Below are 18,256 nucleotides of genomic sequence, written 5' to 3'. Positions count from 1 at the left end.
TCGCATAGATGATTTAGAAAAGGTGTTGAGCATGGTTATATGTACCACGTACGTTTGTCATCGCATAGATGATTTAGAAAGTCATAAACTCCACCATTATCGAAAATAGCGAGTTTGTCATCGCATAGATGATTTAGAAAAGCGGTGTACCCCACAGCAACAGGATCGGTGTGTTTGTCATCGCATAGATGATTTAGAAAGTACCCGAAATTTTACCAACAGGCATTCTTAAGTTTGTCATCGCATAGATGATTTAGAAATTTGTCGATAGAGCTTTTTGATGGTTATGACTGTTTGTCATCGCATAGATGATTTAGAAATTTCGGCTGCTTGGTTATCTTGAACCTTAATTGTTTGTCATCGCATAGATGATTTAAAAAATCTAATTTCAATATTTAAGACGACATATTTTGTCGTTAAAAGGTAGTATTAAGCGGATCCAGACTGTCTCTTTTTAAAACAAAAGAATATATTTTTATTATATTTAAATTTTAATAATAAGTTATGCATGTCATTCTCATTTCCGCTTGTGAAAAAAGAGCTTTAAAGAAAACAAGAGCAATCTTGGATAGCTATGCGATTCGTACAGGACATTCATCTTGGCAAGCACCCATGACCATGGATGGCTTAAAAGAAATTCGTAGTGCATTAAAAAAAGTGGCAACCCGACAAACTGCGGTAGCTGCGTACATTAATTTTGGTGTGCGAAGAATGAAGCTTGCATGGGTTGTGGGAGCAAAACATAAATTTGCACACGACGGTGCCTATCCGGTTGCATCGACCAAGAAACAGCAAAAATTACTGATGCTGGATGAATGGGTCAAAGTAAGTAGCTTATTGGCGGGTGCAGCAGGGGACATGCATGATATTGGTAAAGCTTCACAACATTTTCAGAAAAAATTAAGTCCAGAAATGGTGGGACAAAAAATTAAAGATGACATTCGACATGAATGGCTGTCTTTAAAACTGTTACAACAACTCAGAAAAAATGGATGGGACTGGCAGCTTGCCTGGAAGAATTTAGGTAAAGGTTTAGATAAATTTACTTTAGGTGATCGACAAGAAATTGAACAGGGAGTCCAAAATGAATTAGAAGCAGTCGATTATTTGGTTGTGACACATCATGGGTTATTAGGCGTGGAAGAAGCTTTAAAAGATGATCCACTCGCATTACCCCATTATGAAAATCATGTGCGTACATTAGTTCCAAGCCTTGAACAAATGAGCTGTGCAGGTGAATTGCCAGACTCTATTTTTAAAAGCCATCAAAAACGTATGCAGCGTTTAACTGCATTAATACCAAAACAAAAAACAGACCAGCTTTTGTACTGGAAAGCCTTAGCACTACATTCACGTGCAGCACTGATTCATGCCGATCACATTATTTCGGCACAACAATATTCTATGCAAAAGCCTGAAAATGTTTTGTTATTTGCAAATACAAAGCTTAAAACTATAGACCAAGACAAGAAAGCCAAATTACAAGATCAGCCATTAGAATGGCATTTACACCAAGTCGGAGATCGGGCTTCACGAATCGCAGTTCAAATGATGACTGATTTGAGTTTATCTGGTCTATCTGAACAAACCGTTGAATATATTTGCCAGCCAACAACTCACACACGTTTCCAATGGCAGAATATTGCAGCAAATGCTTTGCAAAAAAATATACAGAAGCATCCTGAAACATCGGCATTGGTATTTAATATTGCAGGGACAGGAAGCGGTAAAACCCGTATGAATTTGCGTGCCGCCTGTACTTTACGACCAGATGACCCAAGACTAGCGATTGCGCTTAATTTGCGTTCTCTAACTTTGCAGACTGGGCATGCACTTAAAACATCGATGAATCTATCGGAAGATGAAATCGCCGTGATTATTGGTGATACTGTTACTCAGACTTTATTTGATCAAAGTAAAGAGAAAATTGAGTTCGTGGATGAAGATGAAAACCAACCAGAGCCTATGTTTGATGCTTGGGGCGAGGACTGTGAATTACCTGAGTGGTTACATCCATTATTTACGGTTGAAAAAAATGGACGTAAAGTTTTAGATCAAAAGGAAACGACTATTCTTGCTTCACCATTACTGGTGTCAACGATTGATTATCTGATTGCAGCCGGTGAGCCGCATCGACAAGGTCATCACGTTAAAGCATTACTTAGGATAATGAGTAGTGACCTGATTTTAGATGAAGTGGATGGCTATGAACCCAAAGCATTGATTGCTGTTTTACGTTTAGTTCAGCTCGCTGCTTTGTATGGTCGGAACGTGATTTGTTCTTCAGCAACTTTATCACTGACCGTTGCCAAAACAATTCATCGAGCCTTTGAGTCGGGTATGCAGATGCGGGCGGCGCTATATGGAGTCGAGAAAAAATCAATCATTGCGATTATTGATAATGAGCTTAAACCACAAATCTGGTTAGAGCAGTCTAATCAAAAATCAGAATTTAATGGAAATTATCAAAAACATTTGGATGATTTGCAAAGTCACTTGTGCTCTAAGCCGACTCATCGACTGGCTCAGTTGCTTTCATTACCTGAAACTACAATTTTATCGTGGAAACAGTCAGTATTAGAAGCAGTGAAGCAACTTCATCAAGCGCATGCATGGAATTTTAAAAAGACCGAAAAGAAAATTTCTTTGGGGCTTATACGGGTTGCCAATATTAAACATGCAATTCGACTTGCCCAATTTTTATCAGATTATTTACCTGAAGCAAAAGTAGCTTGTTATCATGCAAATGACTGGCTTATTTCAAGATTTTATAAAGAGCAACGTTTAGATCAGCTTTTAACACGTCATAAAGACGGTAAGAAAAGAAAAACGGGTAATGAGCAGATCGAGCAAGATGATGAAATGATTGATCTCATTCAAAAATCCAATTCTTTAAATATTCCCTTTATTATGGTTGCGACACCAGTAGAAGAAGTCGGGCGAGATCATGATTTTGATTGGGCGATTATTGATGCCTCAAGTGTGCAATCCATTGTACAAACAGCAGGTCGTGTTAATCGTCATCGATTGGAAAAAGTACAGCAACCCAATATTATGATTCCACAGTGGAATTATCGTTATTGTGAACAACGAGATATTGAAAAAAACAAGCAACAAACCAGACAGCGCAGACGCGTATTTGTTTATCCGGGTTATGAAGGATATGGTTCATCGGTAACATCAACTTATTCATCTCAAGATTTAAGCGAGCTTTTGCCTTGGGATCCTCAATCTCAATTAGTGATTAATGCCCGATTGCGTTTTGATCAGTTAAATTGTTTATTTGCAAAATATGATGATCAACAAATTAAAAGTTTTTGCCAGAATTATTTTAATGATCAAGGAGATCAGTTATTTTCTCGGTCTGATGTAGATGCCAGTATCATGACAGAGAATATTTATAATTTAACGCCTTTACGTGAACGTAATTATCGAGAAACCTATATGTTTGAGTGGACTGATAGCTTAACTGTTAAAAAGCAAGTATATGGTTTTGATGCGAAAGCGACGAAGACCTTAAAATATCCGAAATATGGTTTGGTATGGGACCAAGTGAAATTCGAAGAAATTCCTGCTAAACCGCAAGCATGGTTAGCCCTCACTCCCCAACAAATGAAAGATTACTGTGACGAGTACCAGATTGCCCATGAGCAAGGCTGCCGTTTATCTTTAACACCTTACAATAGAGATACAGTATCTATTTGGTCTTATGATTATGGCTTTGGCATCATGTCAAAGTAGATTAATTTTATATTTAAAAGATAAGGTTCAAGAAAAAATTTTCCTATTTAATCTAATCTAGTGATTATTTTGACCAGTCTTCGCGGATCAGCTCTATTAATTCACGAGAGGCTTTAGGAAGTACCTTATCTTTTAACCAGACCAAATAGACCGGCATAGGGAGCTGATTCTGTGTATTTTTAAAATTTAACTGGATTAGCCGGCCGGTATCAATCAGATCTTTTACCAGAGATAAAGGAAAGTTACCCCAGCCTAAGCCTATCTCCACCATATCAATTGCTGTCTGTAGATGGTTGGTTCGCCAGTAAGAAGCACCTATCACAGGCCTTAAATCTGTTATGTCTAGCTCGGTACTTGCAACTAATATCTGCCGTACATTAATCAGATCTTCAATAAAAATTGCATCTTTATTTGTATGTACCAATTCATGGTTTGCTGAAATTGTAGCTACCACTGTCTCTGTAGTAACAAGCTGCAAATATTCCTGCATCTTAATATTTTGACCGGAACTGGCCAGACAGATACTGATCTGTTCTGCATAAAGCATATGCAGAATATCATCCTGTGGCGCTGTAATAACTTCAATATGAAGCAGGGGATATCTTGAGGCAATTTTTTGTATAGCCAGCAAGAGCTTCCGGTTATTTACATCAGAAACGATACCTATTTTTAAAATATTCTCCAAGCCTAAAGATAATTCACATGCATGCTTCGTCATCTGCTTAAGTTGCTCTGAAATCATTCTGGCTTGGGGTACTAATGCCAGCGCCGTAGCTGTAGGAATAACCTTGCGTGGAGTTCTTTCAAAAAGTGTTAGTTCTAATTCTGCCTCTAGGTTGGCTATACCCATGCTTACTGCCGACGGAACCCTGCGTAAATTTCGTGCGGCCGCAGAAAAAGAGCCTGCATCAAGAACAGCAAGAAATAATTCAATATTTTCACTACTAAAATTCATTTGTTATCAGTTCAACTGAAAGCTATTAACTTTATCAATAATTCTAACTGAAATTAAAATAGGGAATCTTATCAATTTGTTCAGGTAATCTCATTCATGCAAGGAATGAAACGTCGAGTAATCTATATCACTAGCTATGAAATCATCGGAATGGGAATTTCTTCGCTATGTTTCGCTTTATTGACTGGCAGCACATTAAGCCATACTGGACCTCTAGCAATTTTAGTGACCAGTATGGCTGCACTTTGGAATCTGGTATATAACCTGATGTTCGAAGGATGGGAAAGACGTCAAACGATACGTACCCGTACTGTGAAACGGCGTATAGCCCATGCAATAGGGTTTCAGCTCACCCTAATAATTTTTCTGATTCCTCTTATTGCCTGGTGGATGGAAATTACATTACTCAAAGCATTTATTTTAGATGCTTCTTTAATTGTTATTATTCCTTTTTATACTTTTACCTTTAACTGGATTTTTGATCAATTATTTGGTGTACCGCTTTCTGCTACAACCTGTAGCTAAATAGATTTTATTAAAATATAGTATTGAGGATTTTTCTGATCTATAGAAAATATACAGAATAGAAGTATATTTTCTATATTGTAAATTAAATAATTTTTTGATTTTAATAAAATAATATTTTATGAGATAAAGTATTATTGATTTATCATGATATTATAAAAACATAGGAAGATTATATTTAAAACTAATTTAATGTTTTAATTAATACTATAAATAATGAAATATACTAAATTAAAAATTTATTTTATATAAAAAATAATTGAGAAACTGAAAAAGAATTATATGCCTAGTAATAGTACTTAACTACCTCCTCTTAATTAGACTTTTTAACATGCCACTCCAAAGCAGTTTTGAATCATTAACTCTAGGTTAATGATTCTGCTTTCAGGTTGATTGATCCTGCATATTAAAAAGAGTTTTATAGGTCAGGAGATAAGTATTAAGGAAAGCCTCATGGAAGGTTCGGTTCAGAATAAAGAACGTATATGGACAAAATGTCGACATGCAAAACAACTCAAACTGGAAATGGCTGCAAAATATGCCGATGGCTGCATTATTCCGGCAGAAGATATTATAAAAGTATTAGAAATATTGATTACACCAGGCGACAAAGTAGTTCTGGAAGGAAATAACCAGAAACAGGCAGATTTTCTATCTCGTTCACTGATACAAGTCAATCCGGAAATTCTGCATGATCTGCATATGATTATGCCGAGCGTTGGGCGCCCGGAACATCTGGATCTGTTTGAAAAAGGTATTGCCCGCAAGCTGGACTTTTCTTTTGCAGGAACACAAAGTCTTAGAATCAGTCAATTAATTGAAGACGGGCTGCTCGAAGTTGGAGCCATTCATACTTATATTGAACTCTATTCACGGTTACTGGTTGACCTTATTCCCAACGTTGTACTTTCAGCAGGTTTTATGGCAGACCGGCAGGGTAATATCTATACCGGCCCAAGTACAGAAGATTCTCCAGCTTTAATAGAACCTGCTGCTTTTAGTGACGGTATTGTAATAGTCCAGGTAAATGAACTGGTTGATGATGTTACAGATTTACCGCGGGTTGATATTCCTGCTTCATGGGTAGATTTTGTCGTGGTAGCAGATAAACCATTTTATATCGAACCTTTATTTACACGTGATCCGAAACACATCAAGCCTGTACATGTATTGATGGCTATGATGGCGATCCGCGGTATTTATGAACGTCATCAAGTGCAATCTTTAAATCATGGGATCGGTTTTAACACAGCAGCGATTGAACTGATTTTACCTACTTATGGCGAATCCCTGGGTTTAAAAGGCAAGATTTGCCGCAACTGGACACTCAATCCGCACCCGACATTAATACCTGCCATTGAAACTGGTTGGGTGGAAAGTGTGCATTGCTTCGGGACCGAGCTAGGCATGGAAAAATATATTGCTGCCCGCCCTGATGTATTTTTTACCGGTCGAGATGGCTCATTACGTTCTAACCGTATGATGTGCCAGTTGGCTGGACAGTACGCAGTAGATCTGTTTATTGGAGCAACGCTTCAGGTAGATGGAAGCGGGAACTCTTCCACAGTTACTAAAGGCCGACTTGCCGGTTTTGGTGGAGCGCCCAATATGGGCCATGACCCTCGTGGACGCAGACATGCCACACCTGCCTGGCTGGACATGCGGACCACAGATCAAACTGATACAGATACTTATCTCGCTCGTGGCAAGAAACTGGTTGTACAGATGGTAGAAACCTTTCAGGAAGGCGGAAAACCTACTTTTGTAAATACGCTTGATGCAGTAGGTGTAGCTCAAAAGGCTGGTATGGCACTGGCACCTATCATGATTTATGGTGACGATGTAACCCATTTACTCACTGAGGAAGGAATTGCCTACCTATATAAAGCCCGCAGTATGCAAGAACGAGAAGAGATGATTGCAGCGGTTGCGGGTGTAACTGATATAGGTCTTAATCATAACCCTAAAACAACTGAACGCCTGCGTCAGGAAGGTCTGGTGGTCTTTCCAGAAGACCTAGGGATACGCCGTACTGATGCAACACGCGAATTACTGGCTGCCAAAAATATTGCAGAGCTTGTGTCCTGGTCAGATGGCTTATATCAACCACCTGCAAAATTCAGGAGCTGGTAATGATGGCTGTTTTAACCGGAACTTCTTTAACTGTGGCCGAGCGGCTGGCTGAATTTGCCGTCCAGGCATTACTAGATGAAGTAAATTTGACTCCTAAGCCGGCACTAGTCGACCAGCGTGGTAGTGGTGCACATGATGACCTTAGTCTTGAGCTGATGGAGCATTCGGCACAAAGCCTGTTTCCCATGTTTAAGGCAATGGCTCAGGTCGCAGAGAAATATGGAACTGTCTGTCAGGCATTAAGAGAAGAAATTGGTCATATTGGGCGTCGAGGCGAGAAGCAAATGCTGCAGGTAACTCAAGGCATTAATACGCATCGTGGTGCAATCTGGTCACTTGGATTAATGGTCACTGCTACAGCGCTTACTCTTGAAAAGCAGAAAAGACTAACGGTACCTGACTTATGCAGGCTTGCCGGAAAAATTGCCTGTCTGGAAGACCGGTTCATTCCAGTACAGGCATTAACACATGGCCAGAAAATCCGGCAGCAATATGGCATAAATGGTGCCAAACAGCAGGCCCAGCAAGGTTTTCCAGTAATAGTTCAGTACGGTTGGCCGCAATTATGCCTGAGCCGTAGTAAAAGCATAAGTGAAAGTCATGCACTGCTTGATAGCTTGCTTGCCATGATGTCACAGCTTACAGATACCTGTGTCATTTATCGGGCTGGCCTTTCCGGGCTAGAAGAGATGCAGGACGGTGCAAAATATGTTCTGGCCTCAGGAGGAAGTTCTACCTTAAAAGGACAGCAGGCTTTACAACAGCTAGAACATGATTTACTGGCCATTAGAGCGTCGGCCGGGGGAGCAGCAGATTTACTGGCAGCCTTACTGTTTCTGGATAGCATAAGCAGAATGGACCATAAAATATTAAAGGATGACTAAGTATGGAAATATTAAATTTTGAATTTAATGCGGGAAAAGTACCTCAAAAATCTATTGTAGTTGGCTGTGTAGGTTCAGGAGACCTGGAAATCCTGATGGAACCCGGTTCAGAAAGAAAGCTTAAAGTCAGGGTAACAACTTCAGTAGATGGCAGCAGTCAGCGTTGGAATAACCTGTTTGAACGGGTATTTACCAGCCAGCTTCCGCCAGCAGTCAATATTGATATCCACGATTTTGGAGCGACACCGGGAGTTGTTCGTTTAAGGCTGGAACAGGCCTTTGAGGAGATAGAAAATGCCGGATAAAAATAAACTACTAGAACAGCAGAGCTTTATTGAATTAAATGCCCGTGAACGTGCTTGGTCATTTCTGGACCCGAACAGCGGGCGTGAACTGCTTGATCCATTTGCACGAATTATGTCGCCGTGGCTCCCTAAGCAAAATATTGTACCACAGGCCGATGATGGCGTTGTAATTATCAAAGGATTGATCCAGCAGCAACCTACTGTTGTCATCTCAATTGAGGGTGTATTTCAGGGAGGAAGTCTTGGGGAAATCGGCGGTGCCAAAATTGCTGGCGCACTTGAAATGGCAATCGAAGATAACCGTCAGGGAATTCCGACCACCGCTATTTTACTGCTAGAAACTGGTGGAGTACGTTTGCAGGAGGCTAACTTGGGTCTGGCTGCTATTGCAGAAATTCAGGCGGCAATTGTTGAGCTTAGACAATACCGACCTGTGATTGGAATTATTGCAGGAAGTGTGGGTTGCTTCGGTGGAATGTCAATTGCAGCAGGATTATGCAGTTACCTGATCATGACACAGGAAGGTCGTCTTGGGTTAAACGGACCACAGGTAATTGAACAGGAAGCAGGTATACAGGAATATGACGCTAAAGACCGTCCTTTTATCTGGAGTATTACCGGAGGGGCTCAGCGCTTTGCCAGTGGCTTGGTCGATGCTTATGTACAAGATGACCGAGAACAAATGAAACAACAGGTGATTGGCTATATGCAGCAGGGTATACCTCAACTGCATCGCAGTTCAGACTATTCTTTTTATCTGCCCAAACTCAGTCAAATAGATACATCAGAACAATTATTGCCTGTTCAGGTGCAAGCGTTGTATCAGGGAGAACAGACATGAATATGGACATAAACGCCATCAAGTTTTCAGTTCGGGGTAAACACTGGTTTGAAATTTTAACCCGAGGTTTCCAGAGAATTGAAACTGGTATTCATTCTCTGCTGGTTGCCGATGGACAAATAGACGGGCAGATGTTGCGGGTATTTGCAGTTGTACCGGATATTCATAATCACTTTCCACGGGCACGCAAAGGCGAGGTAGGACTCCTTGAAGGATGGTCACTGGCAAAAGCTGTAGATCAACTTATTCAATTCGATGAAGGAAAAAAAGATAAGCGTGCAATTTTATGTATTGTCGATGTGCCGAGTCAGGCTTATGGGCGTCGTGAAGAATTGCTGGGGATACATCAGGCTTTGGCCGGTGCAGTAGACAGTTATGTACGTGCACGTCTGGCTGGACATCCGGTAGTCAGCCTACTGGTCGGAAAATCAATGTCGGGTGCTTTTCTGGCTCATGGCTATCAGGCAAACCGGATTTTAGCACTAAAGGATTCTGGCGTGATGGTACATGCCATGGGCAAGGAATCTGCTGCTCGTGTGACATTACGTACAGTAGACGAGCTGGAGAAACTGGCTGCCAATATTCCACCAATGGCGTATGACATTGAAAGCTACAACACATTAGGATTACTGTCTGACATGCTGGAAGTCAGTGATGCAGACCAGCCTAGCGGCCAGGACATGTTTAATGTCCAGCAGGCTCTGGTTCATGCATTTATCAATATTAGGCAACAGGGCACGACTGACCTTAAACACCGTTTGAATGCAGAAAATCGTAAAGCCTCTAAACAGGTACGTGAATTATTATGTGAGCAATGGTCATGAATACTCAGCTGCAGCCACATGACTTGCTGTGGGGAATGACGCCGGCTATGTTACCGCAAGATGCGCCTGAGTGGGTAGCACATGAATTGTCACAGGAAGTGCCGGTGGTGATACGCCGTGCATCTACCCGTTCTGCTGTAATTGCAGTCGGTATTCGTGGGAAATGCCGTAGCCTACGCTATGCCACCGAGATGCCTGTTCAGGCGATTACCCAACATATCAAGCCTGAGGCGCTGGTGAAAACAGACCTTGCCGAGTTTCCCCATCTCCAGAAAAGCCTGGAACTGGTAGGGCAGGTTATGGAAAGTATTGGCTTACCTTGGGGTTATACCGGTAGTACAGGCTTTGAACTGGCAACCGGTCTGAGAACAGTGACAGAACAGAGTGATATAGACCTGTTAATACGTGCAGAGTGCTTAATGGAAAAAGAGCAGGCACGAACTATTTTACAGCAGCTCGATGCCTTTAAACTCAAAATAGATGTACAGCTTCAGACCCCTTCAGGTGGCATCGCATTAAGGGAATGGGCACAAGCAGCAGGAAGTATTTTACTAAAACATCAAGATGGGGCTGTTTTAGTGCTCAACCCTTGGAAACTGGAAGGAGCTTAGTATGAGTTCGATCTGGGTATATCCGGGTCAGGGCGCCCAAAAAGTCAATATGTTACATGAGCTGTCAACCCATAAACTGGTGAAACAGTATCTTGAACAGGCGTCTGACGTTTTAAAACAGGATGTGCTGCGACTGGATCAACCTGAAAATCTCAGATCAACTTATGCAGTTCAGTTATGTTTATATCTGTCGGGCATAATTAGTTCTGCTCTTCTAACTGAACAGAATATTTATCCAGACTACGTGGCCGGTTTATCAATTGGAGCATGGGCAGCAGCGACCGTCGCCGGTGTAATCAGTTTCGAAGATGGTTTAAAACTTGTGGCCAGACGAGGTGAGCTAATGCAACAGGCCTATCCGCAAGGATATGGCATGACAGCAGTGATCGGCACAGATCGTATGAGGGTTGAACAATGGATATCACAGGTTCGTATAGAAACCCCAGATATATACATAGCCAATATCAATGCCAGCAATCAGATAGTCATTTCAGGTTCAGATGAAGCAATGCAGCAGGTTTCCAGCCTTGCACGTCTGGACGGCGCAATCGTAAAACGTCTGGCGGTTAGTGTTCCTTCACACTGTATATTGCTTGAACCGCAGGCCAGACAGCTAAATATCGATGTAAAAGGAGTAGCTTCCGCACAACCTAAAATTAAATATTTAAGTGGTACCTCTGCACGTTTACTGCGAACAGATGTCCAGATACTTGATGACCTTACTTTTAATATGAGCCGGATGATTGACTGGGAGAGTACGGTCCAGGCTGCTTGGGAAAGAGGAGTCAGATTACATATTGAAGCTTTACCCGGCACTGTGCTGACCGGCTTGGCACGAAAAATATTTAAAGAGGGTTCAGTTTTATGTTTTCAGAATACTCAACTGGACAGTTTGATCACTGCAATGCAAAAAGAGCAGATAAGCTGAAGTAAAATCTAGTTAAAACAATATGATGTAGCTCAATGGATAGAGGAATTTAAAATGATTATATATGGAACAGCAATTCTGGCAATCTGCCATCTGTTAGGTGATTATCTTGGAAATACTTTAGGCCTGCTGTTGGGTGTAAAGGCTAATGTGGGCGGTGTTGCCATTTCCATGATCCTGTTAATTCTGGCCAAAGAAATCTTGATGAAAAAGGGATATTTGCCTCAAGTAACCCAGTTTGGAGTGCTGTACTGGTCAGGAATGTATATTCCTATCGTGGTCGCAATGTCGGCAGGCCAGAATGTAGTTGCTGCATTGTCTGGCGGAATGGTGGGTATCATCGTTGCGGTGACTTCCTTAATAGGCACAGTATTTGTGATTCGTTACCTAAACCGTATGAGTGGTGATTACGAAACTTATAGCTGGTCTATCGAAGCCGAAGAAAAGACTGCCTAATAATAATCAGAATTAATGGACTAAAAAGGAAAAATTATGGATGCACTTATTGCGGTTTTAAGTAAAAATGCGCTAGTCACTGCGCTTGCAGTGACAGGGCTGATGATGTTTGTCTCCCATCTGCTTTCAAAATATCTGACTAAAGGTAAGCTGCAGAGCTCGGCTATCGCTATTACGTTAGGGCTGGTCGTCGCCTACTTTGCTGGTGTATATACGCAGGGTACGAAAGGAATTTCAGATATTGCAGTTTTCTCAGGTTTTGCCTTGCTGGGTGGGGCCATGATTCGGGATCTTGCCATTGCTTCAACAGCATTTGAAGTTGATGTAAAAGAAGTGAAAAAAGCTGGGAAAATCGGTTTTGTTGCCCTATTACTGGGCTGTGTAGTGCCTTTTATAATTGGTGCTATGATTGCCTGGGTAATGGGATATAAAGACCCTGTTTCAATGACGACTATCGGAGCTGGCGCAATGACTTATATTGTAGGCCCGATTACCGGTACGGCCATTGGTGCCAGTTCTGAAGTTATTGCATTGTCTATCGCAATTGGCCTGATCAAATCTGTCTTCTTTATGGTCGGTACTCCTTTACTTGCAAAATTTATGTACCTGAAAAGCCCGCGCTCAGCCATGGTTTTTGGCGGCCTTGCAGGTACCACCAGCGGTACTGCAGCAGGCCTTGCTGGAACAGATGTTCGTCTGGTGCCTTATGGTGCGCTGGTTGCAACTTTTTATACAGGACTGGGATGTCTGCTTGGACCTTCTGTATTTTTCCTGACAATAAATGCTCTTTTTGGCTAAAACTGTTAACACCCTCAAATGAGCAATAGCTGAAATCAACTCTGTTGCTCAATTATTCAAGCAGATACTGCTGGGCAAACATCCGGCATTCTGCAATCAAGGCCAAAAGATTCGGATCACGTTCTTTACTTTTAAGAAAGACCAGACCTATTTCCTGCTTAATCTGGTACTTCGCCTGTAAAGGAATAAGACGGACCGAGCTTTCATAAATAGATGAAATACGGCCGGGGAGCAGTGCAAGACCAACACCACTACTCACCATGCTGATTAAAGTAAAAATATCACTAACCTGTAAAAAAACTTTTGGATCAATTCCTGCCTTCTCAAAGACTGTATCACTATCATTGCGGGTTGCGAAACCTTTTGAAAGTGTCAGGAATGTCTCATCTTTAAGTAAACTCAGATCAATTTCATGTTCTTCGGCGAGCAAAGAGTTTTTATTTACAGCCAGGTAAATACTGTCCTGAAACATAGGTAGCCGTTCAAAATCCAGATCATCTGTGGTGTCATTGAGAGCCACAATAATTGCATCCAGCTCGGTAGATTTTAATTTTTTTACCAGATCCAGATTGGAACTGAGCAGAAGCTGAATATCAAGTTCGCCGCGTCGTAATTTTAAACCGCTAATCACATTTGGTATGGTATTTACTGTAAGTGAATAGAGTGAACCCAAATGCAGGACTTTGGCTGCAAACCCTGCGGCTTCACGGGTTTTATTTACAGTGGTGATCATATCCTGAACAAGTTTTTGTGAATGCTCTTGCAGTACATAAGCACTTTTTAAGGGAATCAGGTTACGGCCTTCATTTTTAAATAACGGACAACGTAGCGCACTTTCCAGAGAATGCAGTGCTTTGTGTACGCTAACCGTACTAATCTGCATTTCTGCTGCAGTTTTCGACAAATTTCCATAGCGCATGAACATGAGAAATATCTGTATTTTTTTTAGAGTGAGCTCTTCATCAATTTCCATATCTTCTGTTATTTCCAGTATTCAAGACATCCAGCTTTTTTATCATAATGATTTGTATGGAAAATGATATTGAATAAAAGCTTCATTTCAAAAATTTATATATAAACTGATGCACTATCTAATTAAAATTAATAAACACGCATAAAAGAATAATCTATTCAAGGCTAAACCGGGCAATTTTAACTGATCCAGTTTAGCCTTAAGCGGGTTTGCAAATTAGTTTACTGATAAAGAAATAATTTTATAGTACTGGTTAACCGGCTCCGCTTTAGGATTTTGAGTTTCTGTTATCTCAAGCAGGTATTGTCCTGCGGCTGGAAACGTCAGATTTGCTCTACCTTTTAAATCGGTCAGAACAGTTTTTGTATTTTGTTCACTTTGACCTTTTTCCTTTATTACTATTTCTGCTTTAGTTAAAAGCTTATTATTTTTTGAAACTGCTAAGCTTATAGGATGTCCTGCCTTAATATTATTCGGATGACTGGAAAACTTGACTTGGAGGGGAAAATCTATTTTTTCTTTAACTTCAGTCAGTTTGTTTTTCGAGAGATATGTTTCAATACTCCATTCACGAGTCACATTTTTTAATTGAGGTGTTTTCTTGAAATCACCAGGAATAACATAGTCCCGCTCAGCAATACTTTTTTCTTTTCCTTCTGTTGTATCATAAAAAATCTTCCATTCTTTATTATAAAGCGCATATTGCAGCGGATAGGAGACTTTTGACGAGATATAGTATGTTCCGTCAAGTTCTAAAGCTAAGTCAAAAACAGTTGCCGATTTTAATTGAGTATTCGGGGTAACAGTCGTTTGACTTTGATCTGGTTGAGTAATATGAAAGACCACATCTTTTAAAGCATATTCACTGGCAAAAGGAACCTCCGCATAACCGGAAATCACAGGTATTTGAGTGTTTTCAGTGACAAATGCTAGAGGCGCTACATAAGGTTCATGTGCGAATACAGTGCTGGGTATCAGGGCGACTAAAAAAATATAGTTTTTCATTTTAAGCTTATCAAGGGTTTTTGAATATAAAGTATATATGAAAATGATTCTTATTTCATAATTTATACTGTCTAACCTGTGAGCTGGTAAAACTATTAAAAATGATTATAAAAGTTATTAACTTTGAATCACTATTAAATTTCATCTAGATAATTATATATTTGATTTTAGTTATAATTTTTCTATTAAAACTATGCTTTTATAATATTAATTTATACTTTAAAAGTATCATAATAATTTTAATTAAATCTAAAAATTAGTTTTATTTTATGGGTCAGATAATGTAGAGTGAATTAATCAGCTTTATTAAAGCTGGTACAGGAATTGCTTAAAAAACAAGTATGTTTTTAGCTAGGTGAATGGATATGGAATCACTCAGCCAACAGATGGATTTGAATCATTATTCTCGTAAAGCTGACTTTGCGCAAAGCTTGATGTCCCAAATCTGTGGAGAGCACCGTTTAGATACAACATGTCGCGATACTCTTGATTTTCATTATGACGGTTTAAGATTGCCTCATAAACATATGGCCATTGGTACCATCAGCTATGGTGCCAACGTTGCAATTAATATTTCTAAGCTGAGAGCTTATAGCATCAGTTTACCGATTCATGGTAAACAGGCATTGGATGTACATGGGGCAAAATATCTTTCGCATGAGACAAAAGGGTTAATTGTTTCAAATGCAGAGTTACAGGACCTGGTCATAGATAAAGACTGTAAAAAAATTCAGGTAGTAATTCCGGAACAGAGCCTGCAAATGGTACTCGCAGACCTTTTGAATAGAAAAGTTGAGCAGCCTGTTATTTTTAATCCTGAAATGTGTCTGGATTCGGGCCAGCTTATTGAAGTATGGTGGAAAAATATACAGAACTTTTTACAGCTTAAGTCTCAATATACAGGTTTTTATGGTTTACAGATGCTGTCTGAAGATTATGAAAATTTTGTGATCAAGGCGCTGCTATTATCGCAGGAAAATAATTATTCTCATGCATTGAAGGAGCTGTCTCAGCAGCGGGAGCCTTCTTATATTAGTAAAGTTCGGAATTTTATTGTGGCACATGCCCATGAAGAAATTTGTGCTGATGATTTACAGCGTTTAGCTGGTGTATCAAAATCCAAATTATATGAAGAATTCCAGTATTACTACGGAACCAGCCCGATGTCTTATTTGCGTAAATACCGTTTACAGCAAATCTATAAAATTTTAAGTAGTTCAGATCATCACAGAAAACTTTCGATTTCTAAGCTTGCCTATGATTGGGGATTCAACCATTTAAGTCGTTTTTCTCAGGAATATCGTGAAGAATTTGGTGAAAATCCGAGTGAGACAAGGTCCAGAATTTTATAAGCTTCTGGCAGCTATAAAAAAGCTGATTTAGATAAAAATCTAAATCAGCTTTTATTTGTAATTTTTATACTCTAGACAGAACCTTCCAGTTTTAATGCCTGTCTGGTTTTTGCTTTTTCCTGCATGACTTTTAAACTTAAAGCGATAAAAGAAATAAAGGTTGGAATTGCCAGAATAAAGAAGATACCGCTCAGGCTCAGGTTAAATGTAAAGATCAGAGAACCGAAGAAAGCACCTAAAATTGCACCGATACGTCCAATCCCATGCATCCAGGAAACTCCCACGGCACGGCAGGCGGTAGGATAAAAGATTGCCGAGAGTGGAAGCAGAGAAGACTGTGCACCTGCCAGTAATGCACCAATCAGAAAGATGGTGATGCCAAGCAGTAAGATATTTGAACTGACCAGACCGGCAATAATCAGTAAGGCAAATGCGCTCAAATATGAGTATTTAATAACAGTGGTTGGATTCAACTTGTCCATGTACCAGCCCATAAGTGTTGCACCAATGACTCCCCCGAACGGGAAGATGGCTGCAATCAGACTGAACTGTTGTGTAGTAAAACCGGCTGTTTTCAAGATGGTTGGCATCCAGCTGGTTAACAGGTAAAACACCAGCAAACTCATGAAACAGCAAAGCCATAACATGCTAGAGCCCCAAAGATATTTACCTAACACCAGTTTGACTGGACTTTCACTGCTCTGGTTTTCAGCTTGAGTGAGCACCAGTTTGACAGGTTCAGCGAAACGTTGGCCCTGAATATTTTCCAGAATATTTTGTGCTTTTTGCTGCTGGTTACGTTTGATTAAGTATTGAGTGGACTCAGGAAGCTTGAATAGAAGAAATGCAACAAGAATAAGAGGAATAGCTCCCCCAATAATAATTACTTTAGCCCAGCCTAAGCTTTCGAGCAAATAAGCAGAAAGTACCCCACCACAGGAAATACCCAGCATAAAACCGCAACCAGCCAGACCGGTTAAAAAGGCTTTACGTTTAACGGGCATGTATTCAGATACAATCGTACTAATATTTGGCATGGCTGCTCCTAAACCCACACCAGTAATGAAACGATAAATCATTAGTTCCTGAGTAGTGCTGGCAAAGCCACATAGCACGGTAAAAATCCCGAACAGTAAAGTGGTCAATACAATTATTCCTTTACGTCCAAATTTATCTGCCATTGGACCAGAAATAATGGCACCAATTGACATACCGACTAATGCTGCACTTAATACAGGCGCCAGCTGTGGTTTACTAATGCCCCAGTCATCCAGTAATGCGGGTGCGATAAAACCAATAATGCCAGTATCTAATCCATCGCAAAAGAAGACCAGAAAACCCAGAGTGAATACGACCCATTGCAAGGGTGAAAGTTTTTCACGGTTAATTACAGTATTTGCATCTATTGTCTTCATACTGATTCCTTTCAAAATATAAAATGATGACACTCAAATTGTTGAATCTGGTTCATGCGGTACAGATCAAAATTTCTATACAATGTATTAAAAAATAGAATTCGATTATTTTTATCAGTCCCATTATTGAGACTGCCCCAACACCTTGACCATTACAGATCAATAACGCTTAAATCTTGTTGCCAGTGATTTGTTCAATCTCCTGTAAACTGACTAAATGTTTTTAGCTCATTACAGGATATAGCTATAAACGCTCTTTCCAATTGAACTCTTTTTAACCATATTTCACTATCCAATAAATCCTGATATTCATCCGTTTTTTCCATATTGTTTTATCGGGTGATGTTTATGAGTTAAAAAATAAAGTAAACATATAATTTAAGGTAAAAACCTGAATTAATTGAAAATTGAAATATAAGTATTTTTAAAAGGAAAAAGATCTGAGCCAGAATTTCTGGCTCAGATGAAGATATTAAGCAGCTACACGTCGTCGTTCAACTTCGCTAGAAG

General features: G+C 40.0%; 16 protein-coding genes and 1 CRISPR repeat array. Of the genes, 12 read left to right on the top strand and 4 right to left on the bottom strand.

What is annotated here, in order from left to right:
- Nucleotides 1-52: 52 nt before the first annotated feature.
- A CRISPR array of direct repeats spans nt 53-380; the repeat unit is 28 nt; unit sequence GTTTGTCATCGCATAGATGATTTAGAAA.
- Nucleotides 381-504: 124 nt separating this feature from the next.
- Nucleotides 505-3,741 carry a type I-F CRISPR-associated helicase Cas3f gene (gene cas3f / locus B3R63_RS10445; RefSeq protein ID WP_286730965.1) on the top strand — a complete coding sequence of 1,079 codons (3,237 nt, stop codon included), beginning with the start codon at nt 505-507 and terminating at the stop codon, nt 3,739-3,741.
- 64 nt (nt 3,742-3,805) lie between these two features.
- Here the strand turns inward: cas3f and B3R63_RS10440 are convergent, their stop codons facing one another.
- Nucleotides 3,806-4,696: a LysR family transcriptional regulator gene (locus B3R63_RS10440; protein ID WP_286730964.1), complete on the bottom strand. Its 891-nt coding sequence runs from the start codon at nt 4,694-4,696 to the stop codon at nt 3,806-3,808.
- Nucleotides 4,697-4,792: 96 nt separating this feature from the next.
- On the opposite strand from B3R63_RS10440, the gene B3R63_RS10435 reads away from it, so the two are divergent.
- The 10 genes from B3R63_RS10435 (at nt 4,793) to madM (ending at nt 13,001) form a co-directional block, all read left to right on the top strand.
- Nucleotides 4,793-5,221, top strand: a complete 429-nt coding sequence (locus tag B3R63_RS10435; protein ID WP_286730962.1) for a PACE efflux transporter — start codon at nt 4,793-4,795, stop codon at nt 5,219-5,221.
- Nucleotides 5,222-5,674: 453 nt separating this feature from the next.
- Nucleotides 5,675-7,354, top strand: a complete 1,680-nt coding sequence (gene mdcA, locus B3R63_RS10430; protein ID WP_286730960.1) for a malonate decarboxylase subunit alpha — start codon at nt 5,675-5,677, stop codon at nt 7,352-7,354.
- Nucleotides 7,354-8,238 carry a triphosphoribosyl-dephospho-CoA synthase gene (locus tag B3R63_RS10425; protein WP_286730958.1) on the top strand — a complete coding sequence of 295 codons (885 nt, stop codon included), beginning with the start codon at nt 7,354-7,356 and terminating at the stop codon, nt 8,236-8,238. Before mdcA ends, B3R63_RS10425 begins: the two co-directional genes overlap by 1 nt.
- A gap of 2 nt (nt 8,239-8,240) precedes the next feature.
- On the top strand, nt 8,241-8,543 hold the full coding sequence (locus B3R63_RS10420; protein WP_005019778.1) for a malonate decarboxylase subunit delta: 303 nt from the start codon (nt 8,241-8,243) through the stop codon (nt 8,541-8,543).
- Nucleotides 8,533-9,384, top strand: coding sequence for a biotin-independent malonate decarboxylase subunit beta (locus B3R63_RS10415; RefSeq protein WP_286730955.1), 852 nt, complete (start codon nt 8,533-8,535; stop codon nt 9,382-9,384). Before B3R63_RS10420 ends, B3R63_RS10415 begins: the two co-directional genes overlap by 11 nt.
- Nucleotides 9,381-10,208: a biotin-independent malonate decarboxylase subunit gamma gene (gene mdcE / locus B3R63_RS10410; RefSeq protein ID WP_286730953.1), complete on the top strand. Its 828-nt coding sequence runs from the start codon at nt 9,381-9,383 to the stop codon at nt 10,206-10,208. Before B3R63_RS10415 ends, mdcE begins: the two co-directional genes overlap by 4 nt.
- Nucleotides 10,205-10,819: a malonate decarboxylase holo-ACP synthase gene (locus B3R63_RS10405; RefSeq protein ID WP_286730951.1), complete on the top strand. Its 615-nt coding sequence runs from the start codon at nt 10,205-10,207 to the stop codon at nt 10,817-10,819. The genes mdcE and B3R63_RS10405 overlap by 4 nt, the downstream gene beginning before the upstream one ends.
- Nucleotide 10,820: 1 nt before the next feature.
- Entirely contained in the window at nt 10,821-11,747 is a 927-nt protein-coding gene (gene mdcH / locus B3R63_RS10400; RefSeq protein WP_286730949.1) for a malonate decarboxylase subunit epsilon, read from the top strand.
- Nucleotides 11,748-11,801: 54 nt separating this feature from the next.
- Complete coding sequence (madL, locus tag B3R63_RS10395; protein WP_005019786.1) at nt 11,802-12,203, top strand: malonate transporter subunit MadL; 402 nt, start codon at nt 11,802-11,804, stop codon at nt 12,201-12,203.
- 36 nt (nt 12,204-12,239) lie between these two features.
- On the top strand, nt 12,240-13,001 hold the full coding sequence (gene madM / locus B3R63_RS10390; RefSeq protein ID WP_005406226.1) for a malonate transporter subunit MadM: 762 nt from the start codon (nt 12,240-12,242) through the stop codon (nt 12,999-13,001).
- Nucleotides 13,002-13,053: 52 nt separating this feature from the next.
- Here madM and B3R63_RS10385 read toward each other — a convergent pair whose 3' ends face one another.
- Entirely contained in the window at nt 13,054-13,974 is a 921-nt protein-coding gene (locus B3R63_RS10385) for a LysR family transcriptional regulator (protein ID WP_005026448.1), read from the bottom strand.
- A gap of 216 nt (nt 13,975-14,190) precedes the next feature.
- Nucleotides 14,191-14,979 (bottom strand): DUF4198 domain-containing protein, encoded by a 789-nt coding sequence (locus tag B3R63_RS10380; protein WP_286730944.1) that lies wholly within the window; start codon nt 14,977-14,979, stop codon nt 14,191-14,193.
- A 365-nt stretch (nt 14,980-15,344) separates the two neighbouring features.
- On the opposite strand from B3R63_RS10380, the gene B3R63_RS10375 reads away from it, so the two are divergent.
- A complete protein-coding gene (locus B3R63_RS10375) occupies nt 15,345-16,331 on the top strand; it encodes an AraC family transcriptional regulator (RefSeq protein WP_286730942.1) in 987 nt (328 codons plus the stop codon).
- Nucleotides 16,332-16,402: 71 nt separating this feature from the next.
- Here B3R63_RS10375 and B3R63_RS10370 read toward each other — a convergent pair whose 3' ends face one another.
- Nucleotides 16,403-17,746, bottom strand: coding sequence for an MFS transporter (locus B3R63_RS10370; protein WP_075040729.1), 1,344 nt, complete (start codon nt 17,744-17,746; stop codon nt 16,403-16,405).
- Nucleotides 17,747-18,256: the final 510 nt, after the last annotated feature.

This window comes from Acinetobacter sp. UBA1297 (assembly GCF_002307755.1).
Lineage (GTDB): Bacteria > Pseudomonadota > Gammaproteobacteria > Pseudomonadales > Moraxellaceae > Acinetobacter > Acinetobacter radioresistens.
This window is presented reverse-complemented; position numbering and strand designations above follow the sequence as displayed.